Origin of the sequence: Nocardioides perillae, assembly GCF_013409425.1 — a bacterium.
Taxonomy (GTDB): domain Bacteria; phylum Actinomycetota; class Actinomycetes; order Propionibacteriales; family Nocardioidaceae; genus Nocardioides; species Nocardioides perillae.
In genome coordinates this window covers 1,927,934-1,949,508 of sequence record NZ_JACCAC010000001.1, presented here as the reverse complement: position 1 = coordinate 1,949,508, position 21,575 = coordinate 1,927,934, and the positions used below count along the sequence as shown (strand labels likewise).

Annotated in this window: 12 protein-coding genes; 9 read left to right on the top strand and 3 right to left on the bottom strand. The window is 74.2% G+C overall.

All coding sequences use genetic code 11. The features are described 5' to 3' along the window. Positions 1-73: 73 nt before the first annotated feature. From glgX to BJ989_RS09005, 3 genes are read left to right on the top strand one after another with little or no spacing between them, the layout of a single operon-like run. Entirely contained in the window at positions 74-2,242 is a 2,169-nt protein-coding gene (gene glgX, locus BJ989_RS09015) for a glycogen debranching protein GlgX (RefSeq protein ID WP_343049218.1), read from the top strand. A 52-nt stretch (positions 2,243-2,294) separates the two neighbouring features. Next, on the top strand, positions 2,295-3,416 hold the full coding sequence (locus BJ989_RS09010; protein ID WP_343049217.1) for an alpha-hydroxy-acid oxidizing protein: 1,122 nt from the start codon (positions 2,295-2,297) through the stop codon (positions 3,414-3,416). Between the two features lie 13 nt (positions 3,417-3,429). After that, a complete protein-coding gene (locus tag BJ989_RS09005; RefSeq protein ID WP_246283421.1) occupies positions 3,430-4,575 on the top strand; it encodes an alpha-hydroxy-acid oxidizing protein in 1,146 nt (381 codons plus the stop codon). 96 nt (positions 4,576-4,671) lie between these two features. Here the strand turns inward: BJ989_RS09005 and glgP are convergent, their stop codons facing one another. Further along, positions 4,672-7,269, bottom strand: coding sequence for an alpha-glucan family phosphorylase (gene glgP / locus BJ989_RS09000; RefSeq protein WP_179517917.1), 2,598 nt, complete (start codon positions 7,267-7,269; stop codon positions 4,672-4,674). Between the two features lie 80 nt (positions 7,270-7,349). Here glgP and BJ989_RS08995 point away from each other — a divergent pair, with 80 nt between their 5' ends. The 6 genes from BJ989_RS08995 to BJ989_RS08970 all read left to right on the top strand — a co-directional run bounded on the left by BJ989_RS08995 (position 7,350) and on the right by BJ989_RS08970 (position 19,355). Then, positions 7,350-10,841 carry a M36 family metallopeptidase gene (locus BJ989_RS08995; protein WP_179517916.1) on the top strand — a complete coding sequence of 1,164 codons (3,492 nt, stop codon included), beginning with the start codon at positions 7,350-7,352 and terminating at the stop codon, positions 10,839-10,841. A 138-nt stretch (positions 10,842-10,979) separates the two neighbouring features. Further along, positions 10,980-12,968, top strand: a complete 1,989-nt coding sequence (locus BJ989_RS08990; protein ID WP_179517915.1) for an alpha-1,4-glucan--maltose-1-phosphate maltosyltransferase — start codon at positions 10,980-10,982, stop codon at positions 12,966-12,968. Positions 12,969-13,075: 107 nt separating this feature from the next. Next, positions 13,076-14,767 carry a maltose alpha-D-glucosyltransferase gene (treS, locus tag BJ989_RS08985; RefSeq protein WP_179519502.1) on the top strand — a complete coding sequence of 564 codons (1,692 nt, stop codon included), beginning with the start codon at positions 13,076-13,078 and terminating at the stop codon, positions 14,765-14,767. A 20-nt stretch (positions 14,768-14,787) separates the two neighbouring features. Further along, positions 14,788-16,215 (top strand): maltokinase N-terminal cap-like domain-containing protein, encoded by a 1,428-nt coding sequence (locus tag BJ989_RS08980; protein WP_179519501.1) that lies wholly within the window; start codon positions 14,788-14,790, stop codon positions 16,213-16,215. Continuing rightward, the gene (gene glgB, locus BJ989_RS08975) at positions 16,215-18,491 is read left to right on the top strand and encodes a 1,4-alpha-glucan branching protein GlgB (protein ID WP_179517914.1); all 2,277 of its coding nucleotides are present in this window, start codon (positions 16,215-16,217) and stop codon (positions 18,489-18,491) included. Before BJ989_RS08980 ends, glgB begins: the two co-directional genes overlap by 1 nt. A gap of 21 nt (positions 18,492-18,512) precedes the next feature. Further along, positions 18,513-19,355: an NUDIX domain-containing protein gene (locus BJ989_RS08970; RefSeq protein ID WP_179517913.1), complete on the top strand. Its 843-nt coding sequence runs from the start codon at positions 18,513-18,515 to the stop codon at positions 19,353-19,355. A 16-nt stretch (positions 19,356-19,371) separates the two neighbouring features. On the opposite strand, the gene BJ989_RS08965 is transcribed toward BJ989_RS08970, so the two are convergent. Together BJ989_RS08965 and BJ989_RS08960 are read right to left on the bottom strand one after the other, a co-directional pair. Continuing rightward, entirely contained in the window at positions 19,372-20,355 is a 984-nt protein-coding gene (locus BJ989_RS08965; RefSeq protein ID WP_179517912.1) for a co-chaperone YbbN, read from the bottom strand. A gap of 137 nt (positions 20,356-20,492) precedes the next feature. Next, positions 20,493-21,539 carry an ABC transporter substrate-binding protein gene (locus tag BJ989_RS08960; protein WP_218848778.1) on the bottom strand — a complete coding sequence of 349 codons (1,047 nt, stop codon included), beginning with the start codon at positions 21,537-21,539 and terminating at the stop codon, positions 20,493-20,495. Between the last annotated feature and the right edge of the window lie 36 nt (positions 21,540-21,575).

Below are 21,575 nucleotides of genomic sequence, written 5' to 3'. Positions count from 1 at the left end.
CCTCATCTCCGGTCCGGCACCTGCTCGGGGCAAGTGTCGGCGGCGAGCGCCGCCATCGGGGAGGATGCCACCCGTGACCCCCGGCATGTGGACCCACCTCGGGCAGACCGCCTCGGTCTGGCCGGGTCGCAACTGGCCCCTGGGCGCGACCTGGGACGGCGAGGCGACCAACTTCGCGGTGCACGCACCCCGCGCGACCGCGGTGTGGCTGTGCGTCTTCGAGGACGACGGCACCGAGCACGGGCGCGAGGTGCGCCACCAGCTGACCGAGCAGTCGCTCGGCATCTGGCACGGCGCGCTGCCGGGCGTCGGCCCGGGCACCCGCTACGGCTACCGCGTGGACGGCCCCTGGGACCCCGACGCCGGGCTGCGCTTCAACCCCGCCAAGCTGCTGCTGGACCCGTGCGCCCGTGCCGTCTCGGGCGAGGTCGTCCCCGGCCCGGAGCTGTTCGGCTACGTGCTCGGCTCGCCGCAGGAGCGCAGCGACCTCGACTCCGCCCCGTGCACCGGGCGCAGCGTGGTCGTCGACGAGCACTTCGACTGGGGCGGCGAGGTGCCGATGCGCCGCCGCTGGCGCGACACCGTGCTCTACGAGCTGCACGTCAAGGGCTTCACCCAGCTGCACGACCGGGTGCCCGAGCACCTGCGCGGCACGTACGCCGGGCTCGCGACGCCGGCGGTCACCGACTACCTCCGCGACCTCGGCGTCACCGCCGTCGAGCTGCTGCCCGTGCACCAGCACACCTCCGAGCCGGGCCTGGCCGAGCACGGGCTGGTCAACTACTGGGGATACAACTCGATCGGGTTCTTCGCCCCGCACGGTGCCTACAGCGCGTCGGGCGACCGCGGCCAGCAGGTCACGGAGTTCAAGCAGATGGTGAAGGACCTCCACGCCGCCGGCATCGAGGTGATCCTCGACGTGGTCTACAACCACACCGCCGAGGCGGGCCCGCTCGGGCCGACGCTGTCCTTCCGCGGCTTCGACGACTCCTTCTACAAGAAGGTGCTGCCGGACCCGTCGGACCCGTCCGCCGCCCGGGTCGACACCTACTGGGACGTCACCGGCTGCGGCAACACCGTCGACGCCTCCCAGCCCCACGCGCTGCGGCTGATCCTCGACTCGCTGCGCTACTGGGTCACCGAGATGCACGTCGACGGCTTCCGCTTCGACCTGATGTCGGCCCTCACCCGCATCGGCTACGAGGTCGACATGGGCTCCCACCTGCTCACGGCCATCGGCCAGGACCCGGTGCTGCGCCACGTGAAGCTCATCGCCGAGCCCTGGGACGCCTCGATGGACGGCTACCGCGTCGGCGAGTTCCCGCCGCCGTGGATCGAGTGGAACGACCAGTACCGCGACACCGTCCGGGACTTCTGGCGCGGCCACACCTCCGGGGTGCGCACGGTCGCGACCCGGCTCGCCGGCTCCAGCGACCTGTACGCCGACGACGGGCGCTCGCCGTACGCGTCGGTCAACTTCGTGACCGCGCACGACGGCTTCACCGTGCGCGACCTGGTCTCCTACGACCGCAAGCACAACGAGGCCAACGGCGAGGACAACCGCGACGGCACCGACAACAACCGGTCGTGGAACCACGGCGTCGAGGGCGAGACCGACGACGCGGGCGTGCGCGCGCTCCGGCGGCGGCAGGCGGCCAACCTCATGGCCACGCTCTGCCTGTCAGCCGGTGTCCCGATGATCACCGCGGGCGACGAGCGCGGGCGCACCCAGCGGGGCAACAACAACGCCTACGGCCAGGACAACGAGGTCTCCTGGGTCGACTGGCGCGCCGACGACGCGTGGATCGACGTCTACGAGGTCACCCGCACGGCGCTGCGGCTGCGCCGCGAGCACCCGGCGCTGCGCCAGCGGCACTGGTTCGAGGGCCGGCCCGCGCTGCAGGACGGCCCGAAGGACCTCGCCTGGCTGCACCCGTCAGGACGGGAGATGACCCCGGACGACTGGCACGACGACGGGCTGCGCGTGGTCGGCATGTTCGTCTCCGGGGCTCCCCTGCGCTCCCCCGGGCCCCGCGGGGAGCAGCAGGTGGACAAGTCCTTCGTCATCTGGCTGAACGCCTCCCCCGACCCGGTCACGCTGCACCTGCCGGAGAACGACTGGGTGCACGCCGGGTCGGTCGTGCTCAGCACCGACCCCGCCGTCCCCGAGGGCACCCGCGTCGTCGCCGGCGGCGACGTGGACCTCGCCGGCCGCGCGGTGCTGGTGCTGCGCGAGGACTGACACCTCCACGCCGCACCCGTAGCCCGACGGCCGGGTGGCTCGTTCCCCCGACGTGACGACGACGGAGACGGCCGCCCCTGGCGGCCTCGCCCAGCTGGAGGCGCGAGCCGCCGCGGAGCTGAGCCCCGAGGCCCTCGGCTACATCCGCGCGGGGGCGGGGAGCAGGGACACCACGCGGGCCAACGCCGCGGCCTTCCGGCGCTGGCGGGTCAAGCCGCGCGTGGGCCGCAGGCCGGACAGGGTCGACCTCAGCACCACCATCCTGGGCACGCGCATGCCCGCGCCGGTCCTCTTCGCGCCGGTCGGCGTGCAGACGCTCGCGCACCCCGACGGCGACCTCGCCAGCGCCCGCGCGGCGGCCCAGCTCGGGCTCACCTACGTGCACTCGACGCAGGGCGCCTACGCGATGGAGGACGTCGCCGCGGCCAACGGCGACGGCTCGCGGTGGTACCAGCTCTACTGGCCGACCGACGACGAGCTGACGGTGTCCTTCCTGCGCCGCGCCGCGGCCGCCGGCTACACCCACCTGGTCATCACGCTGGACACGACGCTGCTCGGCTGGCGGCCCCTCGACCTGGACATCGGGTACTCACCGTTCCTGGAGGACAAGGGCATCGCGAACTACACGAGCGACCCGGTCTTCCGCCGGAAGTACATGCCCGCGCCGGCCGAGGTGTCCCCGCTGGCCACCGGCGTGCAGTTCGCCCGCGTCTTCCAGAACCCCGGCCTCAGCTGGGACCGGCTGCCGCTGATCCGCGACAACTGGGACGGCCCGATCCTGCTCAAGGGGATCCAGAGCCCCCGCGACGCCCGCATCGCGGTGCGGCAGGGGATCGACGGCATCGTCGTCTCGAACCACGGCGGACGGCAGGTCGACGGGGCCATCGCCGCGCTCGACGCCCTCCCCCCGATCGCCCGGGCGGTCGACGGCGCCGTGCCCGTGCTCTTCGACTCCGGCATCCGCACCGGTCGCGACGCCTTCACGGCGCTCGCGCTGGGCGCCGACGCCGTGCTCGTCGGTCGTCCCTACCTCTACGGCCTCGCGCTCGACGGGCAGCGGGGCACGCGGACGGTCATGCGCAGCCTCGTCGAGGAGCTCCGGGACGAGGTCCGCCACGCGCGTCACCGCACGCACCGCACGCTCTCCCGTTCCTCCCTGACCCGCGCGCGCTGAGACGGAGCCCGACATGACCGAGCACACCCGCCGTCAGGTCCTCGCGGTCGGCGCCGCGACCGCCGCCGCGGCCCTCCTCCCGACGCCCGCGCTCGCCGCGCCGCGGGTGGCGCCGCTCGACGCGACACCCGTGCCCCTCCCCCCGTCCCCCCTCCCGGTCGGTCCCGGCGCCCCGTTCGGCGCCTACCAGTCCGAGATCTACGTCGCCGGCATGGGTGCCGGCATCGAGCCGATCTTCACCACCGACCTCTCCAGGCTGGAGTCCGCCGCGGGCGAGGTGCTGTCCGAGGACGCTCGCCGCCACCTGCTCGCGTGGGCGGGCGGCGCAGCCGCGGTGCGGGCGAACGCCCGCGCGCTGGCGGCGTGGCGGATCGTCCCGCGCATGTTCGTGGACCGCGGCGACCGCGACCTCACCACCACGGTGCTCGGCGTGACGATGCCGGCCCCGGTGGTCCTCGGCCCGGTCGGCCGGCAGGCGCTCGCGCACCCGGACGGCGAGGTCGCCAGCGCCCGGGCGGCGGCGGGGCTCGGGCTCACCTACGTCCACTCGTCGCAGGCGAGCAGGTCGCTCGAGGAGGTCGCCGTCGCCGCCCCGGCCGGGCCGCGGTGGTTCGGCCTGGACTGGCCGGGCGCCCAGGGCCCCGACCCCGTGCTGCTCACCCGGGCGCGGGCGACCGGCTGCACCCACCTCCTGCTGTCTCCCCCGCGACCCGGGCAGACCTGGGCGCCGCTCGCGGCGGTCCGGCAGGCCTGGGACGGACCGGTCGTCCTCGGCGGCGTCCAGGACGTGCCGACCGCGCGCGAGGCGGCGCGGCGCGGCCTCGACGGCGTCGTCGTCTCGAACGAGCGCGGTCGCCGAGGTCCGGGGGTGGGCGGGACGGCCGACGCCCTGCCGCGCATCGCCGACGCCGTCGGCGGCCGGCTCGCCGTGCTCTTCGGCTCGGGCGTGCGCACCGGCACCGACGTCTACCGGGCGCTGGCCCTGGGCGCGCAGGCCGTCCTCGTCGGACGGCCCTACGTGCACGGCCTCGCGCTCGGGGCGGAGGCCGGCGTCCGGCACGTGCTCCGGACGCTCCTCGCCGAGACCGAGATCACCGTGACCATCGCCGGTGTCGGGGACCACCGGGACCTCGAGCCGAGCGACCTGGTCCGCGCGTGAGCACCTGAGCCTCGTCCCCGCGGACCCGGCCCTGGCGACGGGACCCGGCGGCGCGGCAGACCGGCCGCGGGAGTCGGCCGGGCGCGTGGTCGCCGCTCAGGCCGGCAGCGCCACCAGCCCCAGCTCCGCCGGCCCGGCCAGCAGCGGGTGGCGCGGCAGCACCCGCACGGTGCAGCCGAAGCCGCCCGTGCGGGACAGGGTGACCGCACCCTCGAAGCGGTGCCGGCCGTCGGCGTACGACTCGGCGAGCACCAGCGGCTCGCCGACGGGGTCGGCCAGCTCGTCGCCGTCGCCGGTGGTGCCGTGCACCAGCTCGACCACCACGTCGTCGGGGCTCAGCGCACCCAGGGCGACGAAGGCGTGCACCGCGACGGTGTCGCCCACCTGGGCGACCTCGGGCACGCCGTGGGTCTCGACGTGCTCGACGCGCACGCCCTCCCAGCCGCTGCGCACGTGGCTCTTCCACTGCGCCAGCGCAGCCGCCGCCGCGTGGTCGCCCCCGACCTGCGCCGAGGCGGTCGCTGCCGGGGCGTAGAGCTGCTGGACGTAGTCGCGCACCATCCGCGAGGCCAGCACCTTCGGGCCGAGCGTGCGGATCGTGTGCCGCACCATCTCGATCCACCGCGTCGGCACCCCGTCGCCGTCGACGTCGTAGAAGCGCGGCGCCACCTCGTGCTCGAGCAGGTCGTAGAGCGCAGTGGCCTCGAGGTCGTCGCGGTGGTCGGCGTCGGCCACGACGTCGGCCGAGGGGATCGCCCAGCCGTTCGACCCGTCGTACCACTCGTCCCACCAGCCGTCGAGGATCGAGAGGTTCAGCCCGCCGTTGAGCGCCGCCTTCATGCCGGAGGTGCCGCACGCCTCGTAGGGGCGCAGCGGGTTGTTGAGCCACACGTCGCAGCCGGGGTAGAGGGGTAGCGCCATCGCGATGTCGTAGTCGGGCAGGAAGGCGATGCGGTGGCGCACCTCGGGGTCGTCGGCGAAGCGCACCATCTCCTGGATCAACCGCTTGCCGCCGTCGTCGGCGGGGTGGGACTTGCCGGCGATGATGAGCTGCACCGGGCGCTCGGGGTGCAGCAGCAGCCGCTTGAGGCGCTCGGGGTCGCGCAGCATCAGCGTCAACCGCTTGTACGACGGGACGCGGCGCGCGAAGCCGATCGTCAGGACGTCGGGGTCGAGCGCGGTGCCGGTCCAGGCGAGCTCCGCGGGCGCGGCGCCCCGCTCCTCGCAGGAGGCGCGGAGCCGACGGCGGGCGTCGCGCACCAGCCGCTCGCGCAGCACCCGCTTGGTCGACCAGATGGTGGCGGCGTCGACCCGGTCGACGGCGGCGAAGACGTCCGCCGGGTCGTCGTCGTCGGGGTCGGCGCCGGGCTGCGCGCCGGCGCCGCGCGCCAGGGCGAAGAGCTCCGGGGCCACCCAGGTGGGGGCGTGCACGCCGTTGGTGATCGAGCCGATCGGCACGTCGGACTCGTCGAAGGCGGGCCACAGGCCGTTGAACATGCCCCGCGAGACGTGGCCGTGCAGCTGCGAGACGCCGTTGGCCCGCTGGGCCAGCCGGAAGCCCATGACCGCCATGTTGAAGACGCCCGGGTCACCCCCCGGGTAGTCCTCCGCACCCAGGGCGAGCACGCGCTCGACGGGGACGCCCGCCACCGGGCCGGCGTCGCTGAAGTACTGGGCCACCAGGTCGCGCGGGAAGCGGTCGATGCCCGCGGGCACCGGGGTGTGGGTGGTGAAGACGGTGCCGGCGCGCGAGACCTCGAGCGCGGTGTCGAGGTCGAGCCGCGGGCCGTCGGGGTCGACGGTCAGCTCGCGGACGCGCTCGAGCCCGAGGAACCCGGCGTGGCCCTCGTTGGTGTGGAACACCTCGGGCTCGGGGGCCCCGGTGAGGCGGGCGTGCACCCGCAGGGCGCGCACGCCGCCGACGCCGAGCAGCAGCTCCTGCAGCAGCCGGTGCTCGGTGGTGCCGCCGTAGAGCCGGTCGGTGACCTCGCGCAGCGGCTCGGCGTTGTCCTCGACGTCGGAGTCGAGCATGAGCAGCGGCACCCGCCCGACCTGCGCGACCCAGATGCGGGCACCGAGCGGGCCGCCGGGGGTCTCGACGGTGACGCGGGCTGCGGTGCCGTCGGCCTCGCGCAGCAGCGTCAGCGGCAGGCCGTGCGGGTCGAGGAGCGGGTAGGTCTCGTGCTGCCAGCCCTCGCGCGAGAGCGACTGGCGGAAGTAGCCGTGGCGGTAGAGCAGGCCGACCGCCACCACCGGCACGCCGAGGTCGCTCGCGGCCTTGAGGTGGTCGCCGGCGAGGATGCCGAGACCGCCGGAGTACTGCGGGAGCACGGCCGCGACGCCGAACTCCGGGGAGAAGTAGGCGACCGAGGCGGGCAGCGCGTCACCGGCGGCCTGCCGACGCTGGTACCACCGGTCGCCGACCAGGTAGCGCTCCAGGTCGGCGTGGGCCGCGTCGAGCCGCCCCCGGAAGGCCTCGTCGCCCGCCAGCTCCTCGAGCCGCCCCACCGGCACCGCGCCGAGCAGCCGCACCGGGTCGTGGCCCACCTCCTCCCAGCGCTCGGGGTCGACCGCAGCGAAGAGCGCCTGGGTCTCCGGGTGCCACGACCACCGCAGGTTGGCGGCCAGGGTGCCCAGCGCGGTCAGCGGCTCGGGCAGGACGGGGCGGACGGTGAAGCGACGGATGGCACGCACGCGCCTGAACCTAGCGTGCAGGTTGGATCGATCCAAGACCCTCGGCGTAACCGAGCCCGACCAGACCAGTTGTAGGGCTCATGACCCCACCACCCCAGCGCCGCCGCCTCGGGCTCGCGGCCGCGGTCCTCGCGAGCGCCACCCTGCTCCCGGGCCTCACCCAGCTCCCCGCCGTCGCCGACCCCGCGACGAGCGCCGCCACCACCACCACCACCGGTGTGCGCAGCGAGGGCAACGCCCTCCACCCCGACGAGGTGCGCACCTTCGGCGACTCCCCCCACGGCCCGGCCGACGTCGACCTCCGCGGCCTCGCCCGCCCGCTCGCCTCCCAGCTGCGCGCGGCCACCGCGCTCGGCGCCGACGTGCGCTGGAACGACTTCGGCACGCCCGCGTCGATCTCGCCGCGCACCGGCTCGCTCGGCCGCGCCGCCTCCGCCGACCCCGAGCGCGCCGCCCGCGCCTGGCTCGAGGCCCACAGCACCCTGCTCGGCCTCCCCCGCGCCCAGGTGCGCGCGCTCGAGCTCGTCGGCGTGCAGGAGCTCGCGCAGAGCCCCGGGCGCGCCGTGCTGCTGCGCCAGCGCTTCGGCGCCCTCACGCCCGCGCTCGGCAGCATGGTCACCGTGGGCGTCGCGAACGGTCGCGTCGAGTACGTCTCCTCCTCCCTCACCCGCACCACCTCCGCCCCGGCGGCCGCGACCGTCAGCCCGCTGCAGGCGTGGCGCACCGCCGCCCAGGACGTCGGCCTCGGCGTCACCGACGACGTCGCCGAGCGCATCACCGCGGTCGTCGACGGCGGCGTCGACGCCCTGACCCCAGGCGTCTGGACCCGGCTGCGCGTGCCGGGCTTCGCCCAGGAGCAGCAGGTGCGACTGCGTGCGCTCGCCCTCGCCGACGGCTCCGTGCGCCCCGTGCTCGAGACCAACGTCGTCGACTCCGAGGACGGCGCCGCGCACGGCTTCACCGTCATGGTCGACGCCGTCTCCCGGCAGGTCCTGCACCGCGAGAACAAGGTGGAGCACTCCACCGACGCCTTCCAGTTCACCGGCACCGTCACCGCCACCGAGTGCGGGCCGCGCCACCCCTTCGAGCTCACCGACGACGCCACCCGCCAGGTCAACGCGGTCTCGGTGGGCGCGCCCACCGACGACCACGTCGTCAAGCTCTTCCGCCCGAGCGGCGAGCTGCTGACCAGCGGCGACCTCGGCACCAACCCCGAGGCCGCGACGTACGCCGGCGACCCGCTGCCCGCGGGCACCTACAGCGCGCAGGTGTGCCCCTTCGCCGACCCGACCGTGCCGGTCGTGCTGGGTCCCTACGCCCTCGTGGTCACCACCTCCGACGAGGAGACCTCGACCGACGGCGTGCAGGCCAACCCGAAGTGGCGCTTCTTCCCCGCCAACCCCTCGCTGGTCTTCACCCCCGACCACACCCCGCGCAACTCGGTGATCGGCTGCTGGTTCCCCGGTGACGACGACTGCTCGCTGTCGACGGGGCCGCTGCGCGGCATCGCGGCGCCGGGCCCGTGGGACACCGTGCCGCCGCAGGGCCTCAGCACGTTCACCACGGTCGGCAACAACGCCAACACCCACGAGGCGTGGGCCTCGCCGCTGACGCCGGGCGGCCTCTTCCAGGCCCCGGTCTCCCCGACCCGGGAGTACACCGCGGAGTTCACCGACGCCTGGAACAACAGCAGGTGCGACCCCGCGCAGCTGCGGCCCGGCGGCAACGACGTCGACTTCTCGGTCGGCAACCTCTTCGTGGCGCACAACCGGATGCACGACTACAGCTACTACCTCGGCTTCACCGAGAAGAACTTCAACATGCAGGTCGACAACCTCGGCCGCGGCGGCGTGGGCGGCGACCCCGAGACGGGCAACGCGCAGGCCGGCGCCATCACCGGGGCGAACCACCTGACCGGCCTCGGCCGCGACAACGCCAACCAGATCACGCTGCAGGACGGCGTCCCGGGCATCACCAACCAGTACCTCTTCCAGCCCATCGCGGGCGCCTTCTACGCCCCCTGCACCGACGGCGGCCTCGACATGGGCATCGTCGGCCACGAGTACACCCACGCCATCAGCAACCGCATGGTCGGCGGGCCCGACGAGGGCCTGACCTCCGAGCAGGGCGGCGCGATGGGCGAGTCGTGGAGCGACCTCGTCGCCGCGGAGTACCAGTTCAGCCACGGCTACTCCACCGGCGGCAACGTCTGGGCCGTCGGGTCCTACGCCACCGGCAACGCCGAGGTCGCGATCCGCGACTACGCGATCAACCGCAACCCGCTCAACTGGAGCAACTACGGCTTCGACACCACCGGTGACGAGGTGCACGCCGACGGCGAGATCTGGAACGGCATCAACTGGGAGGTGCGCCAGGCACTGGTGCGCAAGCACCAGGCCCGCTTCCCCTACGGCAACCGCCAGCTGCAGCTCGCCTGCGCCCAGGGCATCCAGGGCCAGTCGCCCCGCCACCCCGTCACCTGCCCGGGCAACCGGCGCTGGGTGGCGCTGATGTTCGACTCGTTCCTGCTGCAGCAGGGCGCGACGTCCTACCTCGACGCCCGCGACGCGATGCTCGCCGCCGACCGCATGCGCTTCGGCGGGAAGAACCAGAAGGCGATGTGGGACGCCTTCGCCCGCCGCGGGCTCGGCAAGGGCGCACGCACGCCCAGCGCCGACTCGGGCGACACGGTGCCGAGCTTCGTCTCGCCGCGGTCGAGGAACGCGCGGGTGACCTTCCGCGCACCGGCCGGCTCGAAGGTCTACGTGGGCGTCTACGAGGCCCGCAGCACCCCCGTCGCCGACACGGTCAAGGGCACGAAGCTCGGGGCGAGCGCCTCCTTCACCCCGGGCACCTACCGCATCGTGCGGACCTCGCCCACCCACGGCTTCCAGCGCGCCACGCTCGTGGTGCGCGACGGCCGGGCGAAGGTGCTCGACCTGCGCGGCCAGCGCAACCTCGCCGCGCTGCGGTCGGGCGCGAAGGTGCTCGCCGCGAGCGCGGGCTCGCTCAACGCCGACGCCCTCCTCGACGGCACCGAGGCCACCAACTGGGCCGGCATCAACGCCCCCGACGTGAGCGTCGACAGCCGCAACCCGTTCGTCGCCGTCGACCTCGCCGGCGGGGTGCAGACCGTGCGCCGCCTGCAGGTCAGCGCGCTGCTGCGCCCGAGCGACACGACGGGCGAGGAGCTGCCGGTGGCGCTCGCGCAGGACCCGGAGGCCGGCTCGCGCTTCACCGCGCTGCGCCGCTTCGCCCTCGAGGTCTGCACGACCCGGTGCGGCTCGCCGTCGGCGCGCTGGAAGCGGGTCTTCACCTCCGGCCCGGCGGCCTTCCCGGCCGTGCGGCCCCGCCCCGTCGCGCCGAACCAGACGCTGCGCTCCTTCCGGCTGCCCCGCGCGGTCCGGGCGGCCGCGGTGCGCCTGGTGGCCCTGGAGAACCAGTGCACCGGCTACGCCGGCTACGCCGGGGAGGGCGGCGACGCCGACCCCCTCAACGACGTCGACTGCAAGAGCGCCTCGGACCGCGACGAGTCGGTCCGCGCCGCGGAGCTGCAGGTCTTCGCCCGCTGAGCGGTTCCCACCCAGCACCAGCCAGCGGCGGGCGTCCCCTCGGGGGCGCCCGCCGTCGGCGTACCCACCCCCGCAGGTGGGGCACTCACCCGAGGAGGGTTTGCCGCGGGCACCCCCGACGTCGCTAGGTTGGCGAGCATGGTCGGACGCATCCCCGTCATGGACGTGCACCCGGTCGTCGACCTCGGTCGGCGTCCCGCGAAGGCCACCCTCGGTGAGCCCTTCCCGGTCCTCGCGACGGTCTTCCGCGAGGGTCACGACAAGCTCGGCGCGGAGGTGGTGGCGACCGGCCCCGACGGCCGGCGCCGCCCGCCGGTGCGGATGCGGCCGGTCGGCGTGGAGGTGCCCGACCGCTACGTCGCCGAGGTCACCCCCGACGCCGAGGGTGCGTGGACCTTCGAGGTGCACGCCTGGTCCGACCCGGTCGCCACCTGGCAGCACGCCGCCGGGCTGAAGATCCCCGCGGGCGTCGACGTCGACCTGAGCTTCCTCGAGGGCCGGCTGCTGCTCGAGCGGGTGCTCGCCTCCCTGCCCGCGGGCTCCCCCGCCGCCGCAGTCGTGCAGGGCGGGCTCGACGCCGCCACCGACGAGGACCGCCCCGTCGAGGCCCGGCTCGCCGCCCTCGAGTCGCCCGAGCTGCGCCAGGTGCTGCGCGAGCACCCGCTGCGCGAGCTCGTGACCGTCGAGGGCCCCTACCCGGCGTACGCCGACCGCCCGCGGGCGCTGGTCGGCAGCTGGTACGAGTTCTTCCCCCGCTCCGAGGGCGCGACCCGCGACCCGGAGACCGGCGAGGTCACGAGCGGCACCTTCCGCACCGCGGTCGCCGGCCTCGACCGGGCGGCGGCCATGGGCTTCGACGTGGTCTACCTCCCCCCGATCCACCCGATCGGCGAGGTCAACCGCAAGGGCCCCAACAACACGCTCACACCCGGCCCCGACGACCCCGGATCGCCCTGGGCGATCGGCTCGCGCCACGGCGGCCACGACGCCGTCCACCCCGACCTCGGCACGCTCGAGGACTTCGACGCCTTCGTGCAGCACGCCCAGCAGCTCGGCCTCGAGGTCGCGCTCGACCTCGCGCTGCAGGCGGCGCCCGACCACCCGTGGGTCGAGGCGCACCCCGAGTTCTTCACCACCCGCGCCGACGGCACCATCGCCTACGCCGAGAACCCCCCGAAGAAGTACCAGGACATCTACCCGGTCAACTTCGACAACGACCCCGAGGGCATCTACCGCGAGGTGCTGCGGGTCGTGCGGCACTGGATGTCGCACGGCGTGCGGATCTTCCGGGTCGACAACCCCCACACCAAGCCGGTCGCCTTCTGGGAGCGGCTGCTCGACGAGGTCAAGCGCACCGACCCCGACGTCGTCTTCCTGTCCGAGGCCTTCACCAAGCCCGCGATGATGCACGGGCTCGGCGCGGTCGGCTTCCACCAGAGCTACACCTACTTCACCTGGCGCACCGCCAAGCGCGAGCTGGAGGAGTACCTCCTCGAGCTCAGCCGCGAGACCGCCCACCTGATGCGGCCCAACCTGTGGGTCAACACCCCCGACATCCTCCACGCCTCCCTGCAGTACGGCGGGCCCGCGATGTTCAAGGTCCGCGCGGTGCTGGCGGCCACGGGCTCGCCCAGCTGGGGCGTCTACTCCGGCTACGAGCTCTACGAGCACGTGGCGGTCAAGCCCGGCAGCGAGGAGTACCTCGACTCGGAGAAGTACCAGGTGCGGGTGCGCGACTGGGAGGGCGCGGCGCGCGAGGGCCGCACGCTCGCGCCGTACCTCACCCGGCTGAACGAGGTCCGGCGGGCGCACCCGGCACTGCAGCAGCTGCGCAACCTGGTGGTGCACCACACCGACGACGAGTCGGTGGTCTGCTACTCGAAGTCCGCGGTGCTGGCCGACGGCAGCCGCGACACGGTGGTCGTGGTGGTCAACCTCGACCCGCACGGGACCCGCGAGACCACCGTCCACCTCGACCTGCCCGCCCTCGGGCTCGACTGGGGCGACTCCTTCGTCGCCCACGACGAGATCACCGGCGAGTCGTGGACGTGGTCGCAGCACGACTACGTCCGCCTCGACCCCGGCCACGAGCCCGCCCACGTGCTGCACGTCAGGAGCCCCCGTTGAGCGACGCCCCCACCCCCCTGCCCGCCGAGCCCAGCGGCTCCCCCGCCGCCGGCACCGACCCCTTCCCCGACCACCACGCCACGCCGGAGACCGAGCACGGCACCACGGTGATCGGCGAGACGCCCGACTGGTTCAAGACGGCCGTCTTCTACGAGGTGCTGGTCCGCTCCTTCCGCGACTCCGACGGCGACGGCACCGGCGACTTCCGCGGCCTCACCGAGAAGCTCGACTACCTCGAGTGGCTCGGCGTCGACTGCCTGTGGGTGCCGCCGTTCTTCCCCAGCCCGCTGCGCGACGGCGGCTACGACGTCGCCGACTACACCGGCGTGCTGCCCGAGATCGGCACGGTCGAGGACTTCCAGGAGTTCCTCGACGCCGCCCACGCGCGCGGCATCCGCGTGATCATCGACTTCGTCATGAACCACACCAGCGACCAGCACCCGTGGTTCCAGGCCAGCCGCAGCGACCCCGACGGGCCCTACGGCGACTTCTACGTCTGGTCCGACACCGACGACCTCTACTCCGACGCGCGCATCATCTTCGTCGACACCGAGCCGTCGAACTGGACGTGGGACCCCGTGCGCGGGCAGTACTTCTGGCACCGCTTCTTCAGCCACCAGCCGGACCTGAACTTCGACAACCCGAAGGTCCACGACGCGATGCTCGAGGCGCTGTCGTTCTGGCTCGACATGGGCCTCGACGGCTTCCGCCTCGACGCGGTGCCCTACCTCTACGAGCGGCCCGGCACCAACGGCGAGAACCTCCCTGAGACCCACCAGTTCCTCAAGAAGGTCCGCGCCTACGTCGACGAGCACTACCCCGGCCGGGTGCTGCTCGCCGAGGCCAACCAGTGGCCCGCCGACGTCGTCGACTACTTCGGCGACTTCGAGTCCGGCGGCGACGAGTGCCACATGTGCTTCCACTTCCCCGTCATGCCGCGCATCTTCATGGCGGTGCGGCGCGAGAGCCGCTTCCCGATCTCGGAGATCCTGGCGCAGACCCCGCCGATCCCCGAGTCGTGCCAGTGGGGCATCTTCCTGCGCAACCACGACGAGCTGACCCTCGAGATGGTCACCGACGAGGACCGCGACTACATGTGGGCCGAGTACGCCAAGGACCCGCGGATGAAGGCCAACATCGGCATCCGCCGGCGCCTGGCGCCCCTGCTGGACAACGACGTCGACCAGATCGAGCTCTTCACCGCGCTGCTGCTGAGCCTGCCCGGCTCTCCGGTGCTCTACTACGGCGACGAGATCGGCATGGGCGACAACATCTGGCTCGGCGACCGCGACGGCGTGCGCACCCCGATGCAGTGGACGCCCGACCGCAACGCGGGCTTCTCCTCCGCCACCCCGGGCAAGCTGCACCTGCCGACCGTGCAGGACCCCGTCTACGGCTACCAGAGCGTCAACGTCGAGGCGCAGATGGAGAACCCCTCCAGCCTGCTGCACTGGACCCGCCGGATGATGCAGGCCCGGCGCCGCCACCCCGCCTTCGGCCTCGGCGACTTCACCGACCTCGGCGGCTCGAACCCCAGCGTGCTGTCCTACGTGCGCGAGCACGCCGCCGCCGACGGCACCCACGACGTCATCCTCTGCGTCCACAACCTCTCGCGCTTCCCGCAGCCGGTCGAGCTCGACCTGCGCCGCTTCGAGGGGATGGTCCCGGTCGAGCTGCTCGGCGGTGTGCCCTTCCCCCGCGTGGGTGAGCTGCCGTACCTCCTGACGCTGTCGGGGTACGGCTTCTACTGGTTCCGCCTCACCGCGGACGACGACCACGACGAGGGGCAGCTGCTGTGAGCGACCAGGCCGCACCCGGCATGCCCGGCAGCCCCGAGGACTGGTCGGGCTACCTCGCCCGCACCCGCTGGTTCGCCGGCAAGGGCCGACCGTTCCGGGTCACCGGCGCCGAGCGCCTCGGGCTGCTGCCCGGCAGCGTCGACGGTGGCCCACGGGTCGTGCTCGACCTGGTCGAGGTGGCCTACGACGACGAGGCCGCGGCCCGCGGCGGCGACCAGGCCCGCGAGCGCTACCAGGTGCCGCTGGCCTGCTACCCCGACGCCCAGCAGCGTCTCGACCACGCCTTCGTGGGGTGGTGGGAGGACCCCGAGCTCGGCTGGGTGCACGCCTACGACGCGGCGCACGACCGGGAGGCGGCGGCCTGCTGGCTGCGCTCCTTCGACCGGGCGGCCCGCGAGCCCGACGGCACCCTGACCGACGGGGCGCTGACCTTCCACCGCCTGCCCGGCCACGACCTCGACCTCGAGGCCACCTCCACGCTCTTCAGCGGTGAGCAGTCGAACTCCTCGCTCGCCTTCGGCGAGGACGCGCTGATGAAGCTCTTCCGCAAGGTCACCGTCGGCACCAACCCCGACATCGAGGTGCACGCCGCGCTCACCCGGGCCGGCTCCGAGCACGTCGCCGCCCTCCGCGGCTGGCTCGACGCCCGCGACCCCGCGAGCGGCGAGACGCTGCAGCTGGCGATGCTGCAGGCCTACCTCCGCACCGCCAGCGACGGCTGGGAGCTCGCGCTCGCGTCGGTGCGCAACCTCTTCACGAGCGAGGACCTCCACGCCCGCGAGGTGGGCGGCGACTTCTCCGCCGAGGCCGCCCGCCTCGGCACGGCGCTCGCCGAGACCCACGCGGTGCTGGCCGAGCACTTCGCGACCGACCGCCTCACCGGCGACGACGCGGCCCGACTGGCCGCGGCCATGGAGGCCCGCCTCGACGACGCGCTGGCCGCCGTGCCGGAGCTCGCCGCGCACGAGGGCGCGCTGCGCTCGCTCTACGCGGCCGTCGCGGCGCTGCCCGAGGTCGCGGTCCAGCGGGTCCACGGCGACCTCCACCTCGGCCAGACGCTGCGCACCGTCGAGGGCTGGAAGCTCGTCGACTTCGAGGGCGAGCCCGCGCGTCCGCTGCACGAGCGGGTGCTCCCGGACTCGCCGTGGCGCGACGTCGCCGGCATGATGCGCTCGCTCGACTACGCCCCGCACGTGGTCGCCCGCACCCTCGCCGAGGGCGACCCCGCGTGGGCCGAGCAGCTCCACGAGCGTGCCGCCGAGTGGAGCCACCGCAACCGCAACCACTTCGTCAACGCCTACGCCGGCCGCGGCCTCACCGACGAGGAGCGGACGCTGCTGGCGGCGTACGAGGCCGACAAGGCCGTCTACGAGACCGTCTACGAGACGCGCAACCGCCCGAGCTGGGTGCAGATCCCGCTCGCCGCGGTCGCCAGGATCGGAGCCTGATGTCCAGCACGCCCACGCCCCCGCGCGCGCCCTCCCCCGCCCCGGTCGAGCGTCACGAGCTCGAGCTGCTGGTGCGCGGCGAGCACGGCGACCCCCACCGCGTGCTCGGCCCGCACGTGCACGACGGCGCGGTCACCGTGCGCGTGCTGCGACCGCTGGCCTCCTCGGTGACGGTGCTGCACGGTGGCACCCGCACCCCGCTGCAGCACGAGTACGAAGGCGTCTGGGTCGGCGTCCTGCCGGTCGCGGAGGTCCCCGACTACCGCCTCGCCGTGGCCTGGGACGGCGACCCGGTCGAGAGCGACGACCCCTACCGCTACCTCCCCACGCTCGGCGAGGTCGACCTGCACCTGGTGGGCGAGGGCCGGCACGAGGAGCTGTGGACGGTCCTCGGCGCGCGGGTGCGCCACTACGACGGTGCCGCCGGCCCGGTGAGCGGCACCTCCTTCGCGGTGTGGGCGCCCTCGGCCCGCGCCGTCCGCCTCAAGGCCGACTTCAACGCCTGGGACGGGCGCGAGCACCCGATGCGCCAGCTCGGCACCTCCGGCGTCTGGGAGCTGTTCGTGCCGGGCGTCGGCACCGGCACCACCTACAAGTACGCCGTGCTGGGCGCCGACGGCGTCTGGCGCGAGAAGGCGGACCCGCTGGCCGCGTGGGCCGAGCACCCGCCGCTGACCGCCTCCAAGGTCTTCGAGTCGACCTACACCTGGGGCGACGACGAGTGGATGACCGCGCGCGCGGGCAAGCAGCCGGTCGCCGAGCCGATGTCGACCTACGAGGTGCACCTCGCGTCGTGGCGGCGGGGGCGGACGTGGGAGCAGCTGGCCGAGGAGCTGCCGGCCTACTGCGCCGACCTGGGCTTCACCCACGTCGAGATGATGCCGGTGATGCAGCACCCCTTCGGGGGCTCCTGGGGCTACCACGTCACCTCCTACTTCGCCCCCGACTCGCGCTTCGGTGACCCCGACGGCTTCAAGATGCTGGTCGACAGGCTCCACCAGGCCGGTGTCGGCGTCATCCTCGACTGGGTCCCCGGCCACTTCGCGACCGACGAGTGGGCCCTGGCCCGCTTCGACGGCACCCCGCTCTACGAGGACCCCAACCCGCAGCGCGGCTGGCACAAGGAGTGGGGCAGCCACATCTTCGACTTCGGCCGGCACGAGGTGCGCAACTTCCTCTACGCCAACGCCGTCTACTGGCTCGAGGAGTTCCACGCCGACGGCCTGCGCGTCGACGGCGTCGCCTCGATGCTCTACCTCGACTACTCGCGCGCCGAGGGCGAGTGGACCCCCAACGTGCACGGCGGCCGGGAGAACCTCGAGGCGGTGCAGTTCCTGCAGGAGATGAACGCCACCGTCTACCGCCGGGTGCCCGGCATCGTCACGGTCGCCGAGGAGTCGACCTCCTGGCCCGGCGTCACCGAGCCGACCTCGGCCGGCGGCCTGGGCTTCGGCTTCAAGTGGAACATGGGCTGGATGCACGACTCGCTGGGCTACGTCGCCCACGACCCGGTGCACCGCGCCTACCACCACGGCGAGATGACGTTCTCGCTCGTCTACGCCTGGTCGGAGAACTACGTGCTCCCGATCAGCCACGACGAGGTCGTGCACGGGAAGGGCTCGCTGCTGCGCAAGATGCCCGGCGACCGCTGGCAGCAGCTGGCCAACCTGCGTGCCTACCTCGCCTTCATGTGGGCCCACCCGGGCAAGCAGCTGCTCTTCATGGGCGCCGAGATGGGCCAGGAGTCGGAGTGGGCCGAGGCCCGCGAGCTCGACTGGTGGCTGCTCGACCACCCCGAGCACCGCGGCGTGCAGTCGCTCGTGCGGGACCTCAACGCGGTCTACCGCTCGGCGCCGGCGCTGCACGCGCTCGACCACGACCCGGCCGGCTTCGCGTGGGTCGACGCCAACGACGCGGGCCACAACGTCTTCTCCTTCGTCCGCCGCGACGGGGCGGGCGACGAGGTCGTCTGCGTCACCAACTTCGCGGCGGTGCCCCACGAGGGCTACCGCCTCGGCCTGCCGGCCCCCGGCACGTGGGACGAGGTCCTCAACACCGACGCCGCGGGCTACACCGGCTCGGGCGTGGGCAACTTCGGACGCGTCGAGGCGCACGACGGCGAGTGGTCGGGCCAGCCCGCGCACGCCGACCTGGTGCTGCCCCCGCTCGCGACCGTGTGGTTGCGCCGCCGCGCACAGGCCCCGACCGCGCAGCCCACCGCGGAGCCCACCACGGGTGCCACCGGAGGCCCGGCCGCCCCGGCTCCGGGCGCGTGACCGCTCGCTAGGCTGGCGAGCATGGCGGCTGGCACGGAACGCACCCCCGAGCACGACACCGGAGCGCAGGTGGAGGCGACCGTCGAGACCGTCGCCGACGGTGTCGCCCGGGTCGCCTGGCGCGCCGGTGCCGGAGCGCCCGGGACCACGGACGCGGGTGCGCCGACCCACGGCGACGCGGTCGAGGTGGTGCGCCGCCGGGTGGAGGACGCCCTGACCACCCACGCCCGGGTCGAGACCCTGGTCGCGGTCGACGACGAGGCCGGCCAGCGGGTCGCGACCTGGTCGGGGCTGCGCCGCGAGGGCGTCATGCGCGGGGTCACGGTCGCGGGCGAACCCGTCGACCGGGTCGTCTACGCCCGCCTGGCCACCGACCGTCCCGCCCACGAGCCCGACGGCTTCCGCGAGCTGCTCAACTCCTTCCTGCCGCGCAAGCGGGCCATCAGCCAGATGCTGCTGCGCGACCACGACGGCCGGGTGCTGCTGTGCCAGCTGACCTACAAGCGCGACTGGGACCTGCCCGGCGGCGTCGTCGAGGTGGGCGAGTCGCCGCAGGTGGCGGTGGCGCGCGAGGTCGAGGAGGAGCTCGGGCTGCAGGTCGAGGCCGGCGCGCTGCTGCTCACCGACTGGCTCCCGGCGTGGGCCGGGTGGGACGACGCACTCTGCCTGGTCTTCGACGGCGGGGTCCACGACGCGGCCGTGGTCGACGACATCGTGCGCCAGGAGCGCGAGATCCGGCACGCCGCCTTCTGCAGCCTCGACGAGGTCGAGGAGCGCTGCGCCGACTTCACCGCGCGCCGCATCCGCAGCGCGCTCGCGTCCCTCGACGGCGGCGGCACGGCGTACACCGAGTCGGGCCGCTAGCGCGGCCCCGCGGCGCTCAGAAGAGCGCGGAGGCGAGCGCCTGGCGTCCGCGCAGGACGCGCGGGTCGTCGTTGCCGACGGCGGCGAAGAGGCCGAGCAGGTGCTGGCGCGCCCGGTCGCGGTCGTCGCCCGCGCTGCGGCGCACGAGCTCGACGAGCCGGGCGAAGGCGTCGTCGACGTGGCCGCCGAGCAGGTCGAGGTCGGCGCAGAGCGTCTGCGCGTCGACGTCGTCGGGGCGCGCCGCGGCGTCGGCCCGGGCGGCGTGCAGGTCGACGCCGAGGGTGCGCTGGAGCACCTGCGCCATGGCCAGGCCGGCGGCGGCCTCGCTGTCGGCGGGGTTGGCGTCGACGAGCTTCTGGTACTCCGCGACCGCCCGGTCGACGTCGCCCGCCTCGAGGGCGTCCTGGGCGGGGGCGTAGCGCGGGTCGACCGCCGGGCCCTCCCCGGCCTCCGCGTCGACGGGGGCGCCCGAGCGCGGCTGGTGGCGCCCGGTGATGCCCTGCGTGGTGAGCTGCTGGGCGACCTGGTGCAACGCGGTGCGCAGCTGGTCGAGCGGCACGACGTCCTGCAGCAGCGGCATCGGGCGGCCGTCGACCACCGCCACCACCAGCGGGATGCTCGGGATCTGCATCGCCTGCGCGATCGCCGGGGTGGCGTCGATGTCGACGAGGCCGGCCAGGAAGCGGCCCTCGAGCTCCTCGACGACCTGTGCCACGTCGGCCGCCAGCTGCGCACTCTCGGGCATCCGGCTCGGCGAGAAGAAGACCAGCAGCACCGGCGCGGTCATCGACGCCTCCAGCACGGACTGGAAGGACTGCTCGTCGAGCCGCAGCGAGTACGCCGAGGCGCCCGCCGCCGCCGGGGCACCGGGGGCGCCACCCGCACCCGGGCCGCCCGCTCCCGGGCCGCCCGCGGCACCGCTCGGCGGACCCGCCGGGGCCGGCCGCTTCAGCGCCGAGAGGTCGATCGCACCGGGACGGGAGAAGGGCTGCTGCGTCATGGGCCCATCATCGCCGATCCCCCGGCGCGCCCCGCGCAGCACCCCGGGGACGGCACGAGGCCGCCCGACCCCCGCGGTCGAGCGGCCTCGTGGTCCCAGTGGTGTGGCGACCCCGGGGGCCTGGGCTCCGGCGCGCCTCAGCGCGCCTGCGCGGCCTCGACGGCCGGCACCAGGGCGTCGACGAAGGCGTCGAGACCCCACGTGAGCGACAGCGCGGTCGGGGGCGAGACCGACGAGACGGTCGCCTCGCCGACGACGGTGGCGACGCGGTCCTCCTGGAACTGCGCCATGGCGTCGTAGGCGGGGTCCGCCTCGATCTCCTCGGCGCGCTCCTCGCTCGGCACGTAGGACAGCAGCACGTCGGAGGTCAGCTCGTCGACCCGCTCCGTGCTGAGGGTGTAGAAGAACGTCGACTCCGCGGTGTCGAGCTCGTCGACGCTGGGCGCCAGCTCGAAGCCGAGGTCGGTGAGGAACTCCACGCGCGGGTCGGCGCCGCGGTAGACGTAGAAGGCACTGGGGTCGATCGCGACCGCGGCGATGCTGGTGCCCTCGAACTCGGGGTGCGCCTCGGCGGCCGCGGCCACCTCCTCGTCGATGTCGGCGAGCAGCGCCTCGGCCTCCTCGCTCTTGCCGAGCACCTCGCCGGTGGTCGTGACGACCTCGCGCCACGGCGTCGACCAGGCCTCGTCGGGGTAGGCCACCACGGGAGCGATCTGCGAGAGCTTGTCGTACTCCGCCTCGGTGATGCCCGAGTAGTGCGCGAGGATCACGTCGGGCGCGGCCGCGGCGATCTCCTCCAGCGGCGCCTCGGGAGTCTCGCTCAGCAGCGTCGGCGTCTCGGCCCCGGCCTCGGCCAGCGCCTCCTCCTGCCACGGCATGAGTCCCTCCTCCGTCGCGCCGTAGGAGTTCCGCGGCATCGCGACCGGGATGGTCCCGAGGGCGATCGCGGCATCGGCGGAGCCCCAGCCCCAGACGGCGACGCGCTCGGGGCGCTCGGTGATCTCGGTGGTGCCGAAGGCGTGCTCGACCGTGACGGGCTCGTAGGCCTCGTCCGTGCCGGAGCCGCTGTCGGCTCCCGCGTCGGAGCTGCTGCCGCCGCCGCACGCCGCGAGCGGCAGCGCGAGCAGGGCGACGGCGGTGGGCAGGGCGAGGCGGCGCAGGCCGCGGGTGCGAAGGGACGACACGTCCGCTCCTCCGTGACGGGACCGGCCGAGCCCGGT

Bases quoted from the DNA above. Each gene is read 5' to 3' on its own strand.
- BJ989_RS09005 (WP_246283421.1), top strand. From the start codon at position 3,430: ATGACCGAGCACACCCGCCGTCAGGTCCTCGCGGTCGGCGCCGCGACC.
- BJ989_RS08995 (WP_179517916.1), top strand. From the start codon at position 7,350: ATGACCCCACCACCCCAGCGCCGCCGCCTCGGGCTCGCGGCCGCGGTC.
- BJ989_RS08990 (WP_179517915.1), top strand. From the start codon at position 10,980: ATGGTCGGACGCATCCCCGTCATGGACGTGCACCCGGTCGTCGACCTC.
- BJ989_RS08980 (WP_179519501.1), top strand. From the start codon at position 14,788: ATGCCCGGCAGCCCCGAGGACTGGTCGGGCTACCTCGCCCGCACCCGC.
- glgB (WP_179517914.1), top strand. From the start codon at position 16,215: ATGTCCAGCACGCCCACGCCCCCGCGCGCGCCCTCCCCCGCCCCGGTC.
- BJ989_RS08970 (WP_179517913.1), top strand. From the start codon at position 18,513: ATGGCGGCTGGCACGGAACGCACCCCCGAGCACGACACCGGAGCGCAG.
- BJ989_RS08965 (WP_179517912.1), bottom strand. From the start codon at position 20,355: ATGACGCAGCAGCCCTTCTCCCGTCCCGGTGCGATCGACCTCTCGGCG.